Genomic DNA, 18,388 nt, shown 5'->3' with positions numbered 1-18,388 from the left:
CCTATACCTCCTGTTTGGATCTATGATTACTTCCATTATACACGTTTACCAATTTATGGAGTATATCTACAGGAAGATTTTTTTTCTGTGACACATAGAATTCAAAAAGAACGCTAAGACTTTTATCTGCTTGTTTTATCTCATTGATTGCGCGATAGTAATTCACGCTTTCCACAAGACTATCGATTCCTAAGTCTACTTCGCTTTGTTGAATGTAAAAGATGCCCTTCGTTCGGAAATACAGTCCCATTTGATTGTATTGATTCGGAGTAGTTAAATTCTCTGGCAAAATAGATGCTTCTGCCAAAAATAGTTCACGAATTTTCTTTACTTCTCCTACCTGTATATAAATCTCCAGCAAATCATTCGCGATCACAATCTTGTCATCTTGTGCTTGTTGCGCAAGACACTCTTGTAATACCGGAATGGCCTTATCAAATTTCCCTGTCTTTCCGTATAGTTTCCCCCGAATATGTCTGGCATGTTTATGTACTTCGGGATAATCGAACATTTCGTATCTCTCCAGATAAAAATGTCCCAATGTGTAGTCTTCCAGCTCAAAATAGGAAATGATGATCGCAAGAATGGCTGCTGCTTTTTGCTCACTCTGACTATGGTCGATTTCAAGTCCTTGTTTACACAGATGGATGCAATCTGAATAGAATCCAAGACGCAATGCATGGAAGGAAAATTTATAGTAGGCCAGAATTCGCTCATTGATATGCAGATAGGACGTATAGTGCAATAGCTCCTTGCCCTCTACATAGGTTTGATCTAGCTCACTTAAATTTTCACGTCGAATCATGTATCGTTGGAAAAGCGATCTTGCCAGATACAAAGGAATTCCATGCTCACGTGAGTAGTTACAGATCACGTCATAAAGAGCCAAGCGCAGTTCTTCATCCACTTCCGTTCCTGCGGTTTGATACAGATAGTCTAAAGTAAGAAATGTATTGCTTTTGGGACAATTCAGCAATTGCAAAGCTACTTTGTGTGTAAGAACCACATTCTTCTGTTGCATCACAGCCTCTAATAGAAACTGAAGTGTCGCTTCACGCTTAATTTTATGTAAATAGGGTACGATCGCTGTATAAAGTGGAATATCCAGTACTTTTGCCAGTTTCAAGACATGCTGCATATTTGGTAAAGTAAGTGCATCGGATTCTATCTTACTAATGGTTCCAGAAGCTACACCTGTTCTTTCTGATAACTCAGTCAGTGTTAAGTTTGCTCTATTTCGATATGCTCGTAATATGCCCCCAAAGGTCTTTCCCTCTGAAATCACAGCAAATACACCCTCCTGATGATTCCTTTTTATGGATATGATAGCACAATAAACCACGGATGATATAATCGATTTGAATCATTTTTTAAATAGATTACACTTTTTACTAGAGTGAAGGAAGGAGAAAATGGAAAACTATCTCTTTAGAGGGTGCAACACTATTACTAGGAGTCCATAAGGCAATTATCACTTATTTATTTCCAATTGAGTGGAGAAGATTTGGGCCATGAAGTGATCGGGAAAGTTCCATGGCTTCATCAAAATCGAGTGGATAAAGCCTTTATGCAAGCCTAGCAATTGGTTTATTAAATGTTACTAAATTATTTTATGTTGTACTATCGAATTAATTTCATGTCAAACATAATTTGGTTAAGAATGACCTGATATGAAACTACACTCATCAATAATTCACTGTCATAACACCCAAGTATTGGTATGGGTATAGATCAACAGCAATCATATTATGCGTACATGAAGGCATTTACGAAAAAGCCGCTTAACCAAACAAGCGGCTTTTTATGGCTATCTACTTCTGTCTTCTTTAATACTATCCGTTCTTTCAATCATTTCTTAGAATCACGTTGTTGTCTATACGCATTTAGAGCATCCATCCAAATCGTAACGAGCTCTGCAAAATACTTTGTTTCAATGATCGACTCCAATTCCTCGCCAGTATCTATACCCGCTTCTAGCTGTTCCTCAACGTATGAGTTATAAATCCGAGTATAATCCCTCCGTATTTCGGAACTGTATAAATTCCCTGTCCCTTCTGATACTTCTTCTTCCCCGGAAACAACTCGTTGTATCCTATCTAAGATTAAGTTTTTTGAGAGTTCCGATCTAACCTGTCCCTCCAAATACTCTTCCACTAAGGAGAGGTGTTCCGGTAAGCAGATTCGTAGTTTATCAGCTTTTTCATCGAAAAAAATTTTGTAAGGTATCACAAGGATCCTCCCAGATTATGGTTCATAAATTGGGTAAGCTGTAGTAATCCTTCCCTCTTTGTCTAGCCACATTTCAATTTTAATGCCAAAGATTGCGTCAGCACACACTTCATAAATAGCGGTCATTACCTCATCTGCTGACCAATGTTTTGACAGAAGGTTGAGATAAGTATATGCTTTCTAGCATTTGTTGTCTTCCGACTGTTGTGGTCCTGTGAACCCCTGCCACAACCTCTTTCATTTATCCAAACAAATAAGCTGTCGCCAGGACAATGCTCGAGAAAGCATAGCCCGACAACAGCTTCACCTATCCTTCTACTACTCCATCGTCAAAACAACCCGACCATTGATTTGACCTTTTTCCAAACGCTCCAACACTTCGTTGATCTGATCAAGCGGCTGCGTCTCGATGATCGCGCGAACCTTGCCTCGTGCTGCAAAATCAAGCGCTTCTTGCATATCCTTGCGCGTCCCCACGATGGAGCCTTTCACCGTCACGCCATTCAACACCGTGTCAAAAATCGGTATCGGCAGCTCAGCATTCGGCAAGCCAACAACGACAAGAGAACCGCCGCGTCGAACGGATTTGTAGGCCTGTTCAAACGCCTTCTTGGTAACTGCCACGCTGATTGCACCGTGGACACCGCCCACCTGCTCTTGAATAGCTTGTACGGGATCAACCTCACTGCCGTTTACTGTCACATCTGCCCCTAGTTCTTTTGCCAAGTCCAGCTTTTCCTTGTGAATATCGACCGCTACGACGTTGTAACCCATCGCCTTGGCATATTGGAGAGCCACATGTCCCAAGCCGCCGATGCCATAGATCGCCACCCATTCACCCGGCTTCACGTTTGCTACCTTCAATGCTTTATAAGTGGTTACCCCTGCGCACAGAATCGGTGCTGCTTCCACATCGCCCAGCTCGTCAGGAATGCGTGCCACGTAAGCAGCAGGCGCTACGCAATATTCGGCATAAGCACCGTCAGCGGAATAACCCCCGTTTAACTGCTGCAAGCACAATGTCTCCCAGCCAGTGAGGCAGTAGTCGCATTCGCCGCAAGCGGAGAATAACCACGGAATGCCTACCCGATCACCAATTTTCAGCGAGGTAACGCCTTCCCCCAGCTTTTCGACAACACCTACGCCCTCATGCCCAGGAATCAAAGGCAGATTTGGCTTCACAGGCCAATCCCCATGTGCCGCATGCAGGTCCGTATGGCAGACACCGCACGTCTTGATTTTTACCAGAACCTCACCGTGCCCGACTTCTGGAATAGCGACTTCCTTTACTTCCAGCTTTTGATGGAATTCGTTGACTACTGCTGCTTTCATCTTGACCTTCCTCCTCTTTTTTCCCCTTCAGGCATGTGCGCAAAGGGCAGGTATTCTTCCCGCCTCCTACTAATTGCAAGCAGTGTGCCAATATGAAAGCGCTTTAAAAAAGCAGAAATGATGCCACTCCTCTTCTTCCGTGCAGCCGATATTGCGGCACATGAGCCGAAAAATCGGCCCACTTGCCAAGCTTTTGGCCGAAAAAGGGTATTCATCCTTGCCTGCGGTATTACTACGTAGTGGAAAAAGGGGGAGTACGCATGCAAATATCCAAGTTCATGACGCCGGAAATCATTTTCGGGAACCAGTCTCTCGGCCAGGTAGGGGAAAGCTTGCGCCGATTGGGAGCTTCTCGCGTCTTTCTTGTCAGTGATCCTGGTGTGGCAAGCGCTGGCTGGATCGAACGAATCATTTCTTACTTGCAGCAGCAAAAGCTCGACTACCATCTATGGACCAACGTGACAGCCAATCCGAAAGATTACGAGATTCATGCCGGGATTGCCGAATATCGCGCCAAGGAGTGCAATGCCATTCTCGGTGTTGGCGGAGGCAGTGCGATCGATGCAGCCAAGGCAATCGCTTTGTTGGCTACCAATGAGGGCAGCATCGTCCAATACGAAGGCGTAGATAATATCCAGCATCCCCTTCCTCCCATGGTGATGGTACCGACGACAGCGGGCTCCGGTTCGGAGGTTTCGCAATTTTCCATTATTGTGGACAGTGCACGCAAGGTGAAAATGGCGATCATCTCCAAATCGCTCATACCCGATATCGCGATCATCGACCCGCAAACCTTGATGACCAAGGACAAGCTGCTCACTGCCAATACAGGTATAGATGTGCTGACACATGCCATTGAATCGTATATTTCGCTCGCCGCGACGCCGCTGACCGAGGTGCATTCGCTGCAAGCCATGCGTCTCATCGCCCAGCATTTGCGCCCATCTGTCGCCAGTCAATACAATACAGAGGCCAAGCAAGCGATGGCCATGGCGAGCCTTCAAGCCGGAATCGCTTTTTCCAACGCCATACTCGGTGCTGTGCATGCCATGTCCCATCAGCTTGGGGGATTCCTCGACGCTCCGCATGGCGAGGTGAATGCCATCCTGCTCCCCCATGTGCTCGAGTACAACTATATCGCGGCACCGGAAAAATACAGGCAAATTGCTGAATGCCTCGGGGAAAACACGGCGGGCTTGAGCACACATGCCGCCTCTCGTCTCACACTCAAAGCGGTCAAGGAGCTGGTAAGCGATCTGGAGGTGCCCCAATCGTTGTCCGCCATCGGGCTGCATCCAGAGCAAATTGACCTACTCAGTTCGCTCGCCGTACTGGACGTGTGTATGACGACCAATCCCCGCGACATGACCGTCCATGATGTCGCAACGCTGTTTCGCCAAGCCTTGTAGGAGGTTCGTCATGCATACCAAACAAGAGATTTTGGAAAAATTGACCGGGATTCAATCCTCGCGAAAAAGCTATTACAGTGAGCTCGTCTATCTGATCGAGGAGATGAAAAAGAAAAACAAGCAGCTCGCCGTCATTAACCAGCTCACACAAATTCAGATCAACGCCACCTGGCAACAAACAACCAGTTATATCGCCGCACAGCTCTCGCAAATTCTCGCGTTCGAGCATTTTGCCCTGACCATTGTGAAGGGAGGCATGCTCTCCTCCTATCTCGCCAAGTGGAAGGACGGGGATTGGCAATGCCATACGCTGACACAGACCGTTTCAGTGGAAGCCCCTGTGCTCACCGGGCAGGTTCACCTTACCCTTGCCGAAGTGCTGCCTGAGCATCACGCTACCTCTGTTCCGCTGCGCAGCCAATTGAATCAGACCTTTGGTTTTCTGACGCTCTTACGCCAAACAAAGCAGCTGGCAGATCGAGACGAAGCCGAATTGATCCAGCTCGTCGCCAGCCATGTCGGTGTCGTCGTAGAAAACAGCCTGCTTTTTCAAGACGTGAATGAAAAGATCAAAATCGAAGCCCAACTGATTCAATCCGCAAAAATGGCGGCGATTGGCGAGATGGCTGCGGGCATTGCCCATGAGCTGAACAGTCCGCTCACGGCCATCCTCGGAAACTCTCAATTGCTCATGCGCGAGATGACAGATGCCCCAGAGGCCCCTTTGATGAAAGACATCTATCAATGCGGGGTACGCTGCAAAAAGATCATTCAAAACCTGCTCACCTTCTCACGGCAGGAAGAGTACTTGTTTTCTACTACCTCTATTGACGAGGTCGTAGAGGACGTGCTCGGGCTGATTGGCTACCAGCTGTCTGTTTCCGGCTTGACCATAACCCGGGAAATGTCCGAGCCTCCTCTGCTGTTTCATGGAAGTCGTCATCAGATCGAGCAAATTGTGATCAATCTCCTGTTAAATGCACGGGACGCTGTGGCAGGCAGGGAATCTCCACACATCGTTATCCGTTCCTTCCTCGTACCAGAGGACAATAGCTCTTACGTAGGGTTATCCGTTTACGATAACGGCACAGGGATTTGTGCAGAACAGCTTTCGCAGATTTTTCAGCCCTTCTTCTCGACGAAGGAACGGACAAAAGGGACTGGTCTCGGGCTTTCCGTCAGTCTTGGAATTGCAGAAGCACACGGCGGGAAGCTGTTTGCTGAAAGCGTGGAGGGAGAGTACAGCAAGTTTACGATGCTTTTGCCACTGTTAGCTGACGAGGAGGACAACGATGGAGAAAAAACGGATTTTGATCGTGGATGATGAAACAGAAGTGACTACCTTTTTCACCTATTTTCTTAAGAAAAAAGACTGCGATATTATCGTCGCCAATTCTGGCAAGGACGTGGAACGGCTGCTTCGCTCGGATTCTACCGGCTTTCACGCTGCACTCGTGGACCTGAAGCTGCCTGATGCCGACGGATTGACGCTGCTCAAACAGATCAAGGCCGTATTTCCCGCCTGCGAAGTCTTGATCATGACGGGCTTCAGTACGATTAAATCGGCTGTGACAGCGATGCAATGGGGCGCGCGCGATTACTTGGAGAAGCCATTCGACGATCTGGACAGTCTGGAGCAGGTCATCGACGCGGTGCTCTCCTCTGCCAGCAAACAAAGCGATCACCTATCCCAAGAAGCCGCCCAATATGGTATCGTGTATTCATCTGACAGTCCGATGGCCAATGTGACCGCAATTGCCAAAAAATTAGCAAAAAAGGCGATCCATGTGCTCATTGAAGGCGAGACGGGTACGGGCAAGGAGCTGATGGCCCGTTTTCTCCACGGAGCAAGCAATCGCGCCCAGCAGCCTTTTGTCGCTTTTAACTGCGGGGCAGTCCCGGAATCCTTGCTGGAAAGTGAGCTGTTCGGCTATGAAAAGGGCGCTTTTACCGGAGCCCTCAAATCTCGCAAAGGCCTATTCGAGCTGGCACATAACGGAACGCTGTTTCTTGACGAGATCGGGGAGGCTCCCCCTTCCATCCAAGTGAAGCTCTTGCGTACGCTAGAGACGGGAGAGTTCATGCGCGTCGGTGGCGAGCAGATCGGTCAGAGCAATATTCGCTTTATTTCTGCCACCAATCGCGATTTGGAGCATGAAGTCGAGATGAATCGTTTCCGTAGTGACCTCTTGTATCGTCTGGAAGGGATCAAACTGTCGATTCCTCCGCTTCGCGAACGGATTCAGGATATCCCCACCATCGCGCACTACTACTTGCAAAAGCGCAGTGGAGGCCCGTGCGAAATCGACCAAGATGCCATCGAGCTCTTGCAGCGCTATGATTGGCCCGGTAATGTCCGCCAGCTGATCAACGTTCTGAATCAAACCATCGCCTTGCACGAATGTGAACGACTGCGTGCCGAGCATTTGCCAGCGAATTTGCGAAGCCGCACGGTACAGGTGCATCCACCCACTGTCCCCAAACGGATCGAGCAGGTCATCGATCACGAATGCGAGCGTTTTGTCGATACGATACTCCGCCTTGTCACCTCTGTAGACGGGATCGACTTCGATTATCTGATCAAACGTATCAAGCAACTCGAAGGCGAGGTCGGGCGAACGATTATCGAAAAGGGCTTGACCGAAACGAATGGAAACAGACAGCTTTTAAGCAAAAAATTAAACATCACCAAACGGACGATTCGCTACATTTTGAATGAAAAAGCATAACGTCTGCATTGGCGCATCTAGGAGGCATTCACGTCGTGGTTCCCGAAAAACCTTTCTCGACCCTGAAAAAAATCCCTGCTGACTTCTCTCTATCTGCCGTTATTGTTGGACTTATCGCCACGATGGTCTCCTATGCAGGACCATTGCTGATCGTCTTTCAAGCTGCCAAGGGTGCCGGACTCAGCGATGCTGTCCTCGCCTCTTGGATTTGGGCCATCTCGATTGGGAGCGGCTTGACGTGCATTGTGCTCAGCATCTGGTTTCGCACCCCGATCATCACTGCTTGGTCGACGCCAGGGGCAGTTCTGTTAGTCACCAGCTTGACGGTATACTCTTTTCCCGACGCAATTGGCGCGTATATTTTTTCGGCCGTGGTCATCACACTCGTCGGTGTTTCCGGTTTGTTTTCCGTCTTGATGAAATACGTCCCGCAGTCGATTACGACCGCCATGCTCGCGGGGATTCTTCTGTCTTTTGGCGTAGAGGTCTTTGTTTCCATGCAGCACCTGCCTGTATTGGCTCTGCCGATGATCTTTTGCTATCTGTTCGCCAAGCGCTGGTCCCCACGGTATGCTGTCGTGCTTACGCTTTTGGTTGGCTTGGTTGTCGCCTTTCTTTTGGGGCGTTTGCAAATGGACAATGTCCAGATGTCCCTCGTCCAGCCCGTCTTTACGATGCCGACGTTTTCTCTCGATGCGATCATCGGCTTGGGAATTCCATTGTGCATCGTCGCGCTTGCCTCTCAGAACGCTCCAGGAATTAGTGTCTTAAAAGCAGACGGGTACGATACACCTGCTGGGCCGCTCGTAACGACTACTGGCATCGCTTCGCTCTTGCTTGCTCCTTTTGGTTCACCAGGAATCAATCTGGCGGCGATTACAGCTGCCATTTGCACGGGAAAAGAAGCTCATCCGGATCATACCAAGCGCTACATTGCCGGGATTGCCTGCGGGGGCTTCTACTTAATCTTCGGGATGTTTGGCGCTACGATGGCTTCGGTATTCGCTGCCTTGCCCAAAGAATTGATCGCCGTCATTGCTGGCTTGGCTCTGTTTGCTTCACTTAGTTCCAGCCTCGCACAGGCGATGAGCGAAGCGAAGGAACGGGAATGCGCCTTGGTTACATTTCTCGTCACGATTTCCGGTATTTCCATTGGCGGGATCGGCGCTGCCTTCTGGGGCTTGATTGCAGGGGTAATCACTCATCTGATTTTGAATGGCAATGTGAAAAGCTGGTTTGTGAAAAAGAAGAATACGCAGCCGTTGGCTTAAATAAAGGTGTGTTCCAACGATGCATCATGCTACAAGTTAAACCAGGGCAGGAACCTTAGATGGCTTCCTGCTCTTTTTGTTGTTCGCCCCATCTTGGCTCAACTCCTAACAGTTTTCAGTACGCCCTAAACCGTTTGTGCCGAAGTTAATCAATGAATTTGGCGAATGGGATACGAAGCATGAAACCATAATAAGGGCATATTGCTGGAAGGAGTGACGCACAATCATGAAAAGAATGACATGGCTATTCATCATTTCCATAATGATGGCTGGCTGCCTGAACAATAACCAAGGCCAACAACCAGGGGCTCAAACACAGCAAGCTCAAAATCAACAACAAAACCAAAATCAACAACAAAACCAAAATCAACTGCAAAACCAAAATCAACTGCAAAACCAAGCTCAACCGCAGGGTAATTTGAATAATCGCATTCAAATTGCCAATCAGGCGGCAGAAAAGATTACACAAATAAACGGTGTGACGCAAGCGAATGTGCTGGTTACACAAAGAAACGCCTATGTAGCTGCTGCAGTGAATACGAATCAAGGTCAACTCACCCAAGAGCTGGAAGATCAGATCTCCAAGCAAGTCCGCGCAGCCGATCCAAACATTCAAAACGTGTATGTGTCCACCAATCCGGAATTTGTTGATAGTGTCAATCGGTATGTGACAGATGTAGGACAAGGAAGACCGGCTGCTGGCTTTTTTGAAGAATTTAACGAGATGGTCCAACGGGTTTTTCCAAACGCCCGATAACGAACCGGTCTTTACAAATGAATCCTTGCCGGTATTCCTTAACGTACAGGATACCGGCGTTTTTTATATCAATCTCAACACTTCCATTTAACACTGTAACCATGTTGTATATGTTGCTTCCATTATTCGAATAATGTATTAGAAGAATTTGGAGAAGGAATGATGATATGGACAGCACAGATCAATGGTTAGATTCTGTCATTCTCGGCATTGATGTCGGCTCGACAACCGTCAAAGCGACAGTGGTAAACCCGAACAACAAAGAAATTCTGTGGTCAGATTATCAACGGCACCATACAAAGCAGGCGGAAAAGGTTCTGGAGCTATTGGTTGCCATTGGAAATCAGTTTCCTCACATTCCTCAAAAAAACATTCGTGTATTTATTACAGGCTCTGGCGCAGGTCCGATTGCTGAGCACATCGGAGCGAAGTTTGTTCAAGAAGTGAATGCTGTCACTATGGCTGTAGAACAGCTTCATCCCGATGTAGGGAGTGTCATCGAACTGGGAGGACAGGACGCCAAAATCATTATTTTTAAGGAAAACGAGGAGACAGGCAACAAGCAAGCCCTTACGTCCATGAATGACAAATGCGCATCTGGCACGGGTGCCACGATTGACAAGTGCATGATAAAAGCTGGCATGCCGATGGATGAAGTGGGCCGATTGCATTTTGATGATTCCAAACTGCACCATGTGGCAGCCAAATGCGGTGTGTTTGCGGAAACAGACATAGTCAATCTGGTAAAAAGCGGAATTCCCTCCGCTGAAATCATGTGCTCCCTTGCCGATGCGATTGTGATGCAAAATCTCTCCGTTCTCACCCGCGGCAATACGTTGCGCCACCGTGTCCTTTTACTAGGCGGTCCTAATACATACTTGCCTTTCCTTCAAGAATGCTGGCGAAAACGGATTCCGCAGACCTGGCAAGAGCGCGGATACGAATATCCTCTAGACATCCCGATCGAAGAACTGATCTTTGTTCCTGACAATTCCCAGTACTACGCCGCTTACGGTGCCGTCATTTACGGAATGCATGAGCCGGCTGGCGTTGGCAATTACACGGGTTTGGAAGGACTGAAGGAATTTATTGCGAACGGTCGGAAGGCAAAACTGGGTGAGAAGGCAGGCCCCCCGCTTATGCGTTCGGAAACCGAACAGGAAGAATTCCGCAGAATGTACAGCATACCCACATTTACATCTGCGAGCTTCACGCCGGGGCAAAAGGTACGCGCCGTAATTGGTCTCGATGGCGGCTCTACTTCATCCAAAGCGGTTCTCGTCGATGATAGCGGAACCATCTTACTGAAGGAGTACCAATTATCAAAGGGCAATCCCTTGGAAGATACAAAGGAAATGCTGAAGAGGCTTCGAGACAGGGTGAGTGAGCAAGGAGCCGAATTAGAGATCATCGGCTTCGGGGCCACAGGCTATGCTGCCGATGTTCTGGAAAAAACATTGAAGGCGGATGTCAACATTGTCGAAACCGTTGCTCATATGATGAGTGCTGTCAACCAATTTGGCGATGTCGATGTTATTTGCGACATCGGTGGACAAGATATCAAGGTCCTCTTCATGAAAAATGGAGACATCCGCAATTTCAGACTGTCTAACCAATGCTCTGCAGGAAACGGAATGTTGTTGCAAGCGATGGCAGACCAGTTCGGCATTCCCGTTCAAGAATATGCGGATACAGCTTTCCAAGCTGACCTTTCCCCTACCTTCTCATACGGATGTGCCGTTTTTCTCGATGCCGACCGTGTCAATTTCCAAAAGGAAGGCTATTCGAAGGAAGAGCTGTTGGCCGGCCTCGCTTTGGTTTTGCCGAAAAACGTTTGGCAATATGTCGTGCAAATCCCGCGCATGTCTGAACTGGGACGCAAGTTCGTTCTGCAAGGCGGCACGCAATATAATCTCGCTGCGGTAAAAGCACAAGTCGATTACATCAAGCAGCGCGTTCCTGATGCAGAAGTTTATGTTCATCCCCATCCAGGAGAAGCGGGAGCAATCGGCGCCGCGATGGAAACGCTGCGTGTGGTCAAGCGCCGCGGCTATTCTACCTTTTTGGGCCTTGAATCAGCGATTAACCTGTCCTATTTGAGCCGTAACGATGAATCTACTCGCTGTACATTCTGCCCGAACCATTGCAGCCGTACGTTTATCGATTCCGAGACGCCGGATGGGCAAACGGCCAGGTATATCTCCGGTTTTAGCTGTGAGAAAGGAACGGTGGAGGACAAGGAAGCCGTGATCCAGCTCACCAAGAAGCGACAAGAGCTGAAGAAGCACTATCCGAATTTGGTGGAATATGAAGCCGTACGCATGTATCAGCACTTTTACGACCCAGAGCCGCTCCCCCAAACGGATACACTCGTAGAGGATGTTCGGTTCAAACGAAGCTGGTTAGGATGGGGGGGCACGCGGAAGGCTTCCTATCAACGTCCATTCCAACGCTCTGCCCCGGCGGCAATGGAACGAAGAAACCAGATACGCATCGGGATTCCCCGCGTGCTTAATATTTGGTCCACCGCCCCTTTTTGGCGCACCTACTTCGAAACGCTGGGTGTAGATAAAAACAATATTGTTTTCAGTGACTTTACCAGTGAAGAAATGTGGCAAGAAGGCGGAAAGTACGGTTCTATCGACCCTTGCTACCCGTCTAAGGTGGCGCAAGCCCATATCCACAATTTGCTGTTTAAGCACCATGAGAAAAAGCCGCTTGACTCCATCTTTTTCCCATGCATCACCCATATCCCGACGCATCTGCAAAATGTAATGGATTCATCAAGCTGTCCCATTGTAGCAGGAGCACCTAACGTGATTAAGGCCGCCTTTACAAAAGAAGTCAACTTCTTTGAGACGAGAGGAGTCACCTATCTCGATCCAGCCGTTACCTTCACCGAGCTGAATTTGATGAAAAAACAGTTGTATGAAGCGTTCAAAGACTTTTTGCAAATGACAGAGGATGAAAGCGATTTTGCCGTGCAGCAGGGCTGGATCGCAATGAATCTGTTTGATGCCGAGATGCAGGAAAGAGGAAAAATGATACTGGAACAGGTGGAAGCGGATAATCGGCTCGCGATTCTGATGATCGGCCGTCCCTATCATTCCGATCCTGGCATGAATCATGGTGTTTTGGAAGAGTTTCAAGTATTGGGTTATCCGATTCTCTCCATGCGCTCCATTCCGAAAGATGAAGAGTGGCTGCACCGCTTTTTCCAAGACGATCTGGAGAGCGGACGTGTGGAGTATGCATTAGAGGTCAGTGACGTGTGGCCGGAAAACTTCAGTTCCAATTCTGTGCAAAAAGTATGGGCATCCAAATTTGCCGCCCGTCATCCCAATGTGGCCGTACTTGACTTATCCAGCTTTAAATGCGGACATGATGCGCCTACCTACGGGCTTATAGACTCGATCATTTCGACGGCAGGGACGCCTTACTCCGCCTTGCACGATATTGATGCCAACAAGCCAAGCGGGTCGATCAAAATTCGCGTGAAAACCTATGCCCATAGCTTGGGACTCCATGAAGAACGCTTGCATGATCTGGCCCAGAAAAAGGCGGAACTGCAACAGCGTTTAGAACAGAAGCGACTGGAGCTTTCCAGCTTGCAAACAAAAGAGCAAACGAACTCCTACGAGCAAAAAAACCTTTCTCAGACCGGCAACTAAACGTCCAGAAAAAAGGAGCGACAACCACCAGATGACTACAAGCAAGGTGCTTCCCAACGAATCGGAGACAAAACACTCAACTGATGAGAGCAAGTTGCTTCACTTTCAAGCAGAACAGGAACTTGCGTTAGGTTTGGAACAGGCAAAAAGAACACAATGGTTCGATCCGGTACCGCGTCAATTTTTAATGAAAGATAAGGCAACCACAACGATCCTCTTTGGCGGACTTACCATGGCGCACGATTTTCTGGTTGAGGGAGTATTGAAAGGATTGGGCTATACGGTGAAGCACATGGATTGCCCGGATACCGAGTCACTTCGGTTTGGCAAAGAGTTCGGAAACCGCGGGCAATGCAACCCGACGTACTTTACCGTAGGCAATCTGATCAAGTATCTGCATCATCTGCGCGAAGTCGAAGGAAAATCAAAAGAGGAAATCGTGAGCAACTACCTGTTTATCACCAGCGGTTCTTGCGGCCCATGCCGCTTTGGCACCTATGTCACGGAGTATCGCAAAGCCTTGCGTGATGCCGGATTTGACGGATTTCGTGTTCTTTTGTTTCAGCAGCAGAACGGTCTGAAACAGGCAACAGGCGGCGAATCGGCTCTAAAATTGGACACCTCGTTTTTTGCCGGTTTTCTCAAGGCGGTTCTCCTGGGAGATATTTTGAATGCCATCGCTTATCGGATTCGTCCCTATGAGGTGGAAGCAGGCTCCACCGATGCCGCTCTCGCACGCTGCAAGCAGTTCTTGTACGATGCCCTGCATCAACGCAAGTGGCTGATTCCCGCGCTGCTCAGATGCCGCAAAGAACTGGAAGCAATCAAGGTAGACCGTACACAAGTCAAGCCGAAGGTGAGCATCATCGGCGAGTTTTGGGCGATGACAACAGAAGGTGACGGCAACTATCAACTACAGCGGTTTCTCGAACAGGAAGGGGCCGAGGTGGAAGTACAATCGATTACCGCGTGGATTCTTTTCCTGATTTGGGAAGGACGCTATGACACTCAAAAGCGGATGAGACTGCGTGGAGAAGATTCAGGCCGCTACGGCTTGGAAGGGAAAAACCCTGTGGTACGTCTGCGCATGTTGGCTATAGCTGACCGTGCCATTCGAGTCCTGTTCCAGGTCTACGCGAAGACGATCGGGCTCAATGGTTATCATCTGCCCGACATGGACGAGATCGCAGAGGTATCCCACCAACACTACAACAACCATGTCCGCGGTGGAGAAGGTCATATGGAAGTAGGGAAGCTAATCTTAAACGTCGCCAAACGGAAAGTAAACATGACCCTCTCCGTCAAGCCATTCGGATGTATGCCGTCTTCTGGCGTCTCCGATGGTGTTCAATCATTGATTACTGAAAAATACCCCGATGCCATCTTCCTTCCGATTGAAACAACGGGAGATGGAGCGATCAACGTATACAGCCGCATACAGATGATGCTGTTTAAAGCAAAACAAGCTGCGCAAAAGGAGTTTGACGATGCTTTAACCAAAAAAGACATCACGGTTGAGCAGCTTCAGAGCGCTAGCATTTCAACAAGTACCCATCCATTGCGAAAAAGCCGTCATGTCGTGGCTTGTACGGCGGCAAACATGGTATATGGCATGCGCGGTTTTATGAACTGGTATTCACTCCGACGAAACAAGGAGGAAGTAAAAGGGGTATAAAACTTTTAAGGAAAAACGGCTCTTTCGAACTGATTCGAAGGAGCCGTTTTGTATGTTCTTACCGGTAAAGTCCTTGTTTCTCGGCGTAATTTCCCCAATGCGGGCGGCTACCGTCTCTATCCGTAAAAGGATACTCGTCCGACAAGCCCCATGTACTGACTGTTTTCCCCGTTTTTTCTGCGACAGCCGGGTCCGAAGCCAGCGCAACCACTGCTCGACCGATGTACGCAGGTGTTTCCGACATGATGAAGTGCTTATCTTGCTTCACTGCCTCTCTCCACGTCTCTTCTGTCACGCCAAAATGATCGAGCATCGCTTCCGAGCGTAGGAAGCCCGGCGTTAGAGCCAATGCGGTAACCCCGTGTGGGCGCAGGTCCTCTGCCATCGACGCAGCCAAATGAATCGTCGAGATTTTTGCCAAGCTGTAGTACAGATTGCCGCGGTACCGATAGTCGATTCCGTCCGTAATCTCGATGATCAACCCTTTTTTCTGTGCCACCATGAGCGGAACCGCATAGTGACTGGTGATCATATGCGTGCGAATGGCGCGCTCTTGCATCAATAGGCCGTCTGCCAATGGCTGCTCCCAGAACGGCGTTCCCCAGTGAGTCAACGGATCTCCACCCCAGATGTCATTGACCAAAAGATCGAGCTGTCCATCTTGCTCCGCCTTTACTCGCGCAAAGAACGCTTTTACCTCTTCTTCCTGCGTATGATCGACTCGCACAGCGATCCCGATTCCCCCGCTTGCCGTCACGAGCTCTGCTGTCTCTTCGATCGTCTCCTGTCGTGCCATATCAGAGTGCTGACCACGCACCGTGCGTCCCGTTACATATACCGTCGCCCCTGCTTCTCCCAGACTGACGGCGATGCCCCGTCCTGCCCCTCTTGTGCCGCCTGCTACCACCGCTACTTTGCCTTGTAATGGTTTCATTCGTAATGCCTCCTTATATCGATTCATGCATCAAGAATAACGAAGTAAATATGACAACCGCTGTCATATTCGTTACGATACAATCAAAGTAATTTTGTTTTTATTTCTAGGAGGGCTTATTATGCGGGCAGATCGACTCCTTACGATCTTGTTGCTCTTGCAAAACCACGGTCGCATGACTTCCAAGCAATTAGCAGAAAGGCTGGAGGTGTCCGAGCGAACCGTTCATCGTGATATGGAAGCTTTGAGTGCGTCGGGTGTTCCCGTCTATGCGCTGCGCGGTGCAGATGGGGGCTGGGCTTTGGCAGAAGGCTATCGCAGTAATTTGACCGGAATGAAAATAGATGAGCTGCAATCACTGCTCGTAGCCTCCCCTGCTGCCTTGTTGAATGATCTCGGACTCCATGAAAACTATGAAGCTGCTTTTCTCAAACTGCTGTCCGCACTGCCAAAAACCGTTCAGCAGGACGCCATCCACGTACGCCAGCTCCTTCATATCGATGGGGCTGGCTGGCATGAATCGACGGAGACGTTTCCGTTCTTATCGGTGGTTCAAGATGCCGTATGGCTTTCCCGCAAGCTGTTCATTCGTTACATGCGCGAAGATGTGACAGTTGAACGCATTGTCTGCCCGTTCGGACTCGTCGCCAAGCGCAGCATCTGGTATTTGGTCGCCAAAGTGGACGAGGACATGCGGACGTACCGGATTTCACGACTTTTGGATGCACAGCTGTTAGATGATGGCTTCATCCGCCCAAGTGATTTCGATCTCGCTTCCTATTGGGAACAATCCACCTTGGACTTCAAATCCAGCCTCCCACGTTATCCTGCGCGGTTACTCGTCAAAAAAGAGACGTTGCCAGCTGTAAAACAGGAGCGTTATATAAAAATAGCTTCCACCCAAGCCGCAGCAGACGACTGGATGGAAGCAGAGGTTGAATTTCATACACTTGCGTCAGCATGTTCGCTGGTGCTCAGCTTCGGCCCGCACATTCAAGTGTTGGAGCCACAAGAGCTGAAACGTGAGGTCGCAGAGCAGGCGCATGCTATACTTCGCCTGTATGAGGGCCAGAATTAGCAAGGACTTTTGTTTCTCGTCCGCACAGGAGCAGGACGATTGTTCCCACGATCAGCACTGCGGTAAACATACTAAAAATGAATGTGTAGCTGTAATGATGCGACGAGTAGTAACCGACGAGATACGGCGCGATAATACTGCCGATTCTTCCGACGCCGGATGCCATACCAGAACCGGTAGCGCGCAGCGGTGTCGGATAATTTTCCGGCGTGTACGCGTACAAAGCACCCCAGGCCCCCAGATTGAAGAAGGACAAGAAGGCTCCCGTCACCAACAGCTCCATGGTGCCACTGCTTTGTCCAAAAGCAAAGGCCATCACTCCGGTCATGAACAAGAAGGTTGCCAGCGTCCATTTCCGTCCCCATTTTTCCACGAGGTAGGCTGCCGCGAAATAGCCTGGCAGTTGGGCCAACGTCATGATCAGTACGTACTGGAAGCTTTTGATCATCGTAAAGCCTTTGTCGACCAAAACAGATGGCATCCATAAAAACATGCCGTAGTACGAGAAAGCAATTGCGAACCAGACAACCCACAGCGTAATCGTCTCTGTGCGATGGGACGTCAACAGCTTTGCAACAGGAATCTTCTCGGCTTGCTTTTGAAACTGCGGAGATTCAGGAATGCTCTTCCGGGCAAACAAAGCGTACACGACAGGCAGCGCTCCGATCATGACAGCCACGCGCCAGCCATAGTCCGGAATGATGAAATACGCTATGACAGCCGCCGCGATCCAACCGACCGCCCAAAAGCTCTCCAACAGCACAACCGTACTTCCTCGCTTCTCCGGTGGCGCAAACTCGTTTACCAGCGTCGAGGCCACTGGCAGCTCGGCACCCAAGCCGAGTCCCATCAGGAAGCGGAACAGCAGCATGGTTGCAAAACCAGTTGCGAAAGCGCTCGCAAAGCTCGCCAAGCCAAACAAGACCAAGGTCAGCAAAAATACTGGCTTGCGGCCAATCCGGTCAGCCAAATAGCCACCTGCAATCGCCCCAATCGCCATGCCGACGAGATTGCCCGTTCCTAGCAGCCCGGCCTCTTCCCCTGTCAAACCCCATTCCTGTCGTAATGCCACCATAATAAAAGATAAAAGTGCAACATCCATGGCATCGAACATCCAGCCAAAACCGGCTGCCCAAAAAACTTTTTTGTAAGGCTTTGACATTCTCGTTCCCTGCTTTCCTTTCTTTTGCGCATGATATTTGCGCCTAGTTATCATTTCGCTTTTTCGTCCAATATCCTGCTCGCAGAAAAAAGTTCGACTATTGTGATAGTAGCCTTTCCCAAGAAGCTCCATTCTAACCAG

At 49.0% G+C, this 18,388-nt stretch carries 13 protein-coding genes; 8 read left to right on the top strand and 5 right to left on the bottom strand.

Annotated elements, in window-relative coordinates; all coding sequences use genetic code 11:
- Position 1 precedes the first annotated feature (1 nt).
- The 3 genes from EL268_RS06215 to adhP all read right to left on the bottom strand — a co-directional run bounded on the left by EL268_RS06215 (position 2) and on the right by adhP (position 3,561).
- Positions 2 to 1,285, bottom strand: coding sequence for a helix-turn-helix domain-containing protein (locus EL268_RS06215; RefSeq protein WP_106653865.1), 1,284 nt, complete (start codon positions 1,283 to 1,285; stop codon positions 2 to 4).
- A gap of 563 nt (positions 1,286 to 1,848) precedes the next feature.
- Positions 1,849 to 2,229, bottom strand: coding sequence for a hypothetical protein (locus tag EL268_RS06210; protein ID WP_106653864.1), 381 nt, complete (start codon positions 2,227 to 2,229; stop codon positions 1,849 to 1,851).
- A 318-nt stretch (positions 2,230 to 2,547) separates the two neighbouring features.
- Positions 2,548 to 3,561, bottom strand: a complete 1,014-nt coding sequence (adhP, locus tag EL268_RS06205; RefSeq protein WP_106653863.1) for an alcohol dehydrogenase AdhP — start codon at positions 3,559 to 3,561, stop codon at positions 2,548 to 2,550.
- Between the two features lie 260 nt (positions 3,562 to 3,821).
- On the opposite strand from adhP, the gene EL268_RS06200 reads away from it, so the two are divergent.
- The 7 genes from EL268_RS06200 to EL268_RS06170 all read left to right on the top strand — a co-directional run bounded on the left by EL268_RS06200 (position 3,822) and on the right by EL268_RS06170 (position 15,073).
- Positions 3,822 to 4,970, top strand: a complete 1,149-nt coding sequence (locus tag EL268_RS06200; protein WP_106653862.1) for an iron-containing alcohol dehydrogenase — start codon at positions 3,822 to 3,824, stop codon at positions 4,968 to 4,970.
- Between the two features lie 10 nt (positions 4,971 to 4,980).
- Entirely contained in the window at positions 4,981 to 6,294 is a 1,314-nt protein-coding gene (locus EL268_RS06195; protein WP_106653861.1) for a sensor histidine kinase, read from the top strand.
- Positions 6,263 to 7,699 carry a sigma-54-dependent transcriptional regulator gene (locus tag EL268_RS06190; RefSeq protein WP_106653860.1) on the top strand — a complete coding sequence of 479 codons (1,437 nt, stop codon included), beginning with the start codon at positions 6,263 to 6,265 and terminating at the stop codon, positions 7,697 to 7,699. The genes EL268_RS06195 and EL268_RS06190 overlap by 32 nt, the downstream gene beginning before the upstream one ends.
- A gap of 35 nt (positions 7,700 to 7,734) precedes the next feature.
- The gene (locus tag EL268_RS06185; RefSeq protein ID WP_106653859.1) at positions 7,735 to 8,970 is read left to right on the top strand and encodes a benzoate/H(+) symporter BenE family transporter; all 1,236 of its coding nucleotides are present in this window, start codon (positions 7,735 to 7,737) and stop codon (positions 8,968 to 8,970) included.
- Positions 8,971 to 9,196: 226 nt separating this feature from the next.
- Positions 9,197 to 9,727 carry a YhcN/YlaJ family sporulation lipoprotein gene (locus EL268_RS06180; RefSeq protein ID WP_106653858.1) on the top strand — a complete coding sequence of 177 codons (531 nt, stop codon included), beginning with the start codon at positions 9,197 to 9,199 and terminating at the stop codon, positions 9,725 to 9,727.
- A gap of 167 nt (positions 9,728 to 9,894) precedes the next feature.
- Positions 9,895 to 13,398, top strand: a complete 3,504-nt coding sequence (locus EL268_RS06175) for a BadF/BadG/BcrA/BcrD ATPase family protein (protein WP_106653857.1) — start codon at positions 9,895 to 9,897, stop codon at positions 13,396 to 13,398.
- 31 nt (positions 13,399 to 13,429) lie between these two features.
- Positions 13,430 to 15,073, top strand: a complete 1,644-nt coding sequence (locus tag EL268_RS06170; RefSeq protein WP_106653856.1) for a 2-hydroxyglutaryl-CoA dehydratase — start codon at positions 13,430 to 13,432, stop codon at positions 15,071 to 15,073.
- A 58-nt stretch (positions 15,074 to 15,131) separates the two neighbouring features.
- On the opposite strand, the gene EL268_RS06165 is transcribed toward EL268_RS06170, so the two are convergent.
- On the bottom strand, positions 15,132 to 16,007 hold the full coding sequence (locus EL268_RS06165; protein ID WP_106653855.1) for an SDR family oxidoreductase: 876 nt from the start codon (positions 16,005 to 16,007) through the stop codon (positions 15,132 to 15,134).
- Positions 16,008 to 16,128: 121 nt separating this feature from the next.
- On the opposite strand from EL268_RS06165, the gene EL268_RS06160 reads away from it, so the two are divergent.
- Positions 16,129 to 17,085: a helix-turn-helix transcriptional regulator gene (locus EL268_RS06160; protein WP_106653854.1), complete on the top strand. Its 957-nt coding sequence runs from the start codon at positions 16,129 to 16,131 to the stop codon at positions 17,083 to 17,085.
- On the opposite strand, the gene EL268_RS06155 is transcribed toward EL268_RS06160, so the two are convergent.
- Complete coding sequence (locus tag EL268_RS06155) at positions 17,054 to 18,247, bottom strand: MFS transporter (protein ID WP_106653853.1); 1,194 nt, start codon at positions 18,245 to 18,247, stop codon at positions 17,054 to 17,056. The two genes, EL268_RS06160 and EL268_RS06155, sit on opposite strands and share 32 nt — an antisense overlap.
- Positions 18,248 to 18,388: the final 141 nt, after the last annotated feature.

It is taken from the genome of Brevibacillus brevis, assembly GCF_900637055.1.
GTDB classification, from domain to species: domain Bacteria; phylum Bacillota; class Bacilli; order Brevibacillales; family Brevibacillaceae; genus Brevibacillus; species Brevibacillus brevis.
The sequence above is the reverse complement of the archived record's forward strand: the minus strand, read 5'-3'. Positions and strand labels throughout refer to the sequence as shown.

Coding starts and splice junctions, on each gene's coding strand:
- adhP (WP_106653863.1), bottom strand. CDS start 3,561: ATGAAAGCAGCAGTAGTCAACGAATTCCATCAAAAGCTGGAAGTAAAG.
- EL268_RS06200 (WP_106653862.1), top strand. CDS start 3,822: ATGCAAATATCCAAGTTCATGACGCCGGAAATCATTTTCGGGAACCAG.
- EL268_RS06195 (WP_106653861.1), top strand. CDS start 4,981: ATGCATACCAAACAAGAGATTTTGGAAAAATTGACCGGGATTCAATCC.
- EL268_RS06190 (WP_106653860.1), top strand. CDS start 6,263: ATGGAGAAAAAACGGATTTTGATCGTGGATGATGAAACAGAAGTGACT.
- EL268_RS06180 (WP_106653858.1), top strand. CDS start 9,197: ATGAAAAGAATGACATGGCTATTCATCATTTCCATAATGATGGCTGGC.
- EL268_RS06175 (WP_106653857.1), top strand. CDS start 9,895: ATGGACAGCACAGATCAATGGTTAGATTCTGTCATTCTCGGCATTGAT.
- EL268_RS06170 (WP_106653856.1), top strand. CDS start 13,430: ATGACTACAAGCAAGGTGCTTCCCAACGAATCGGAGACAAAACACTCA.
- EL268_RS06165 (WP_106653855.1), bottom strand. CDS start 16,007: ATGAAACCATTACAAGGCAAAGTAGCGGTGGTAGCAGGCGGCACAAGA.
- EL268_RS06160 (WP_106653854.1), top strand. CDS start 16,129: ATGCGGGCAGATCGACTCCTTACGATCTTGTTGCTCTTGCAAAACCAC.
- EL268_RS06155 (WP_106653853.1), bottom strand. CDS start 18,247: ATGTCAAAGCCTTACAAAAAAGTTTTTTGGGCAGCCGGTTTTGGCTGG.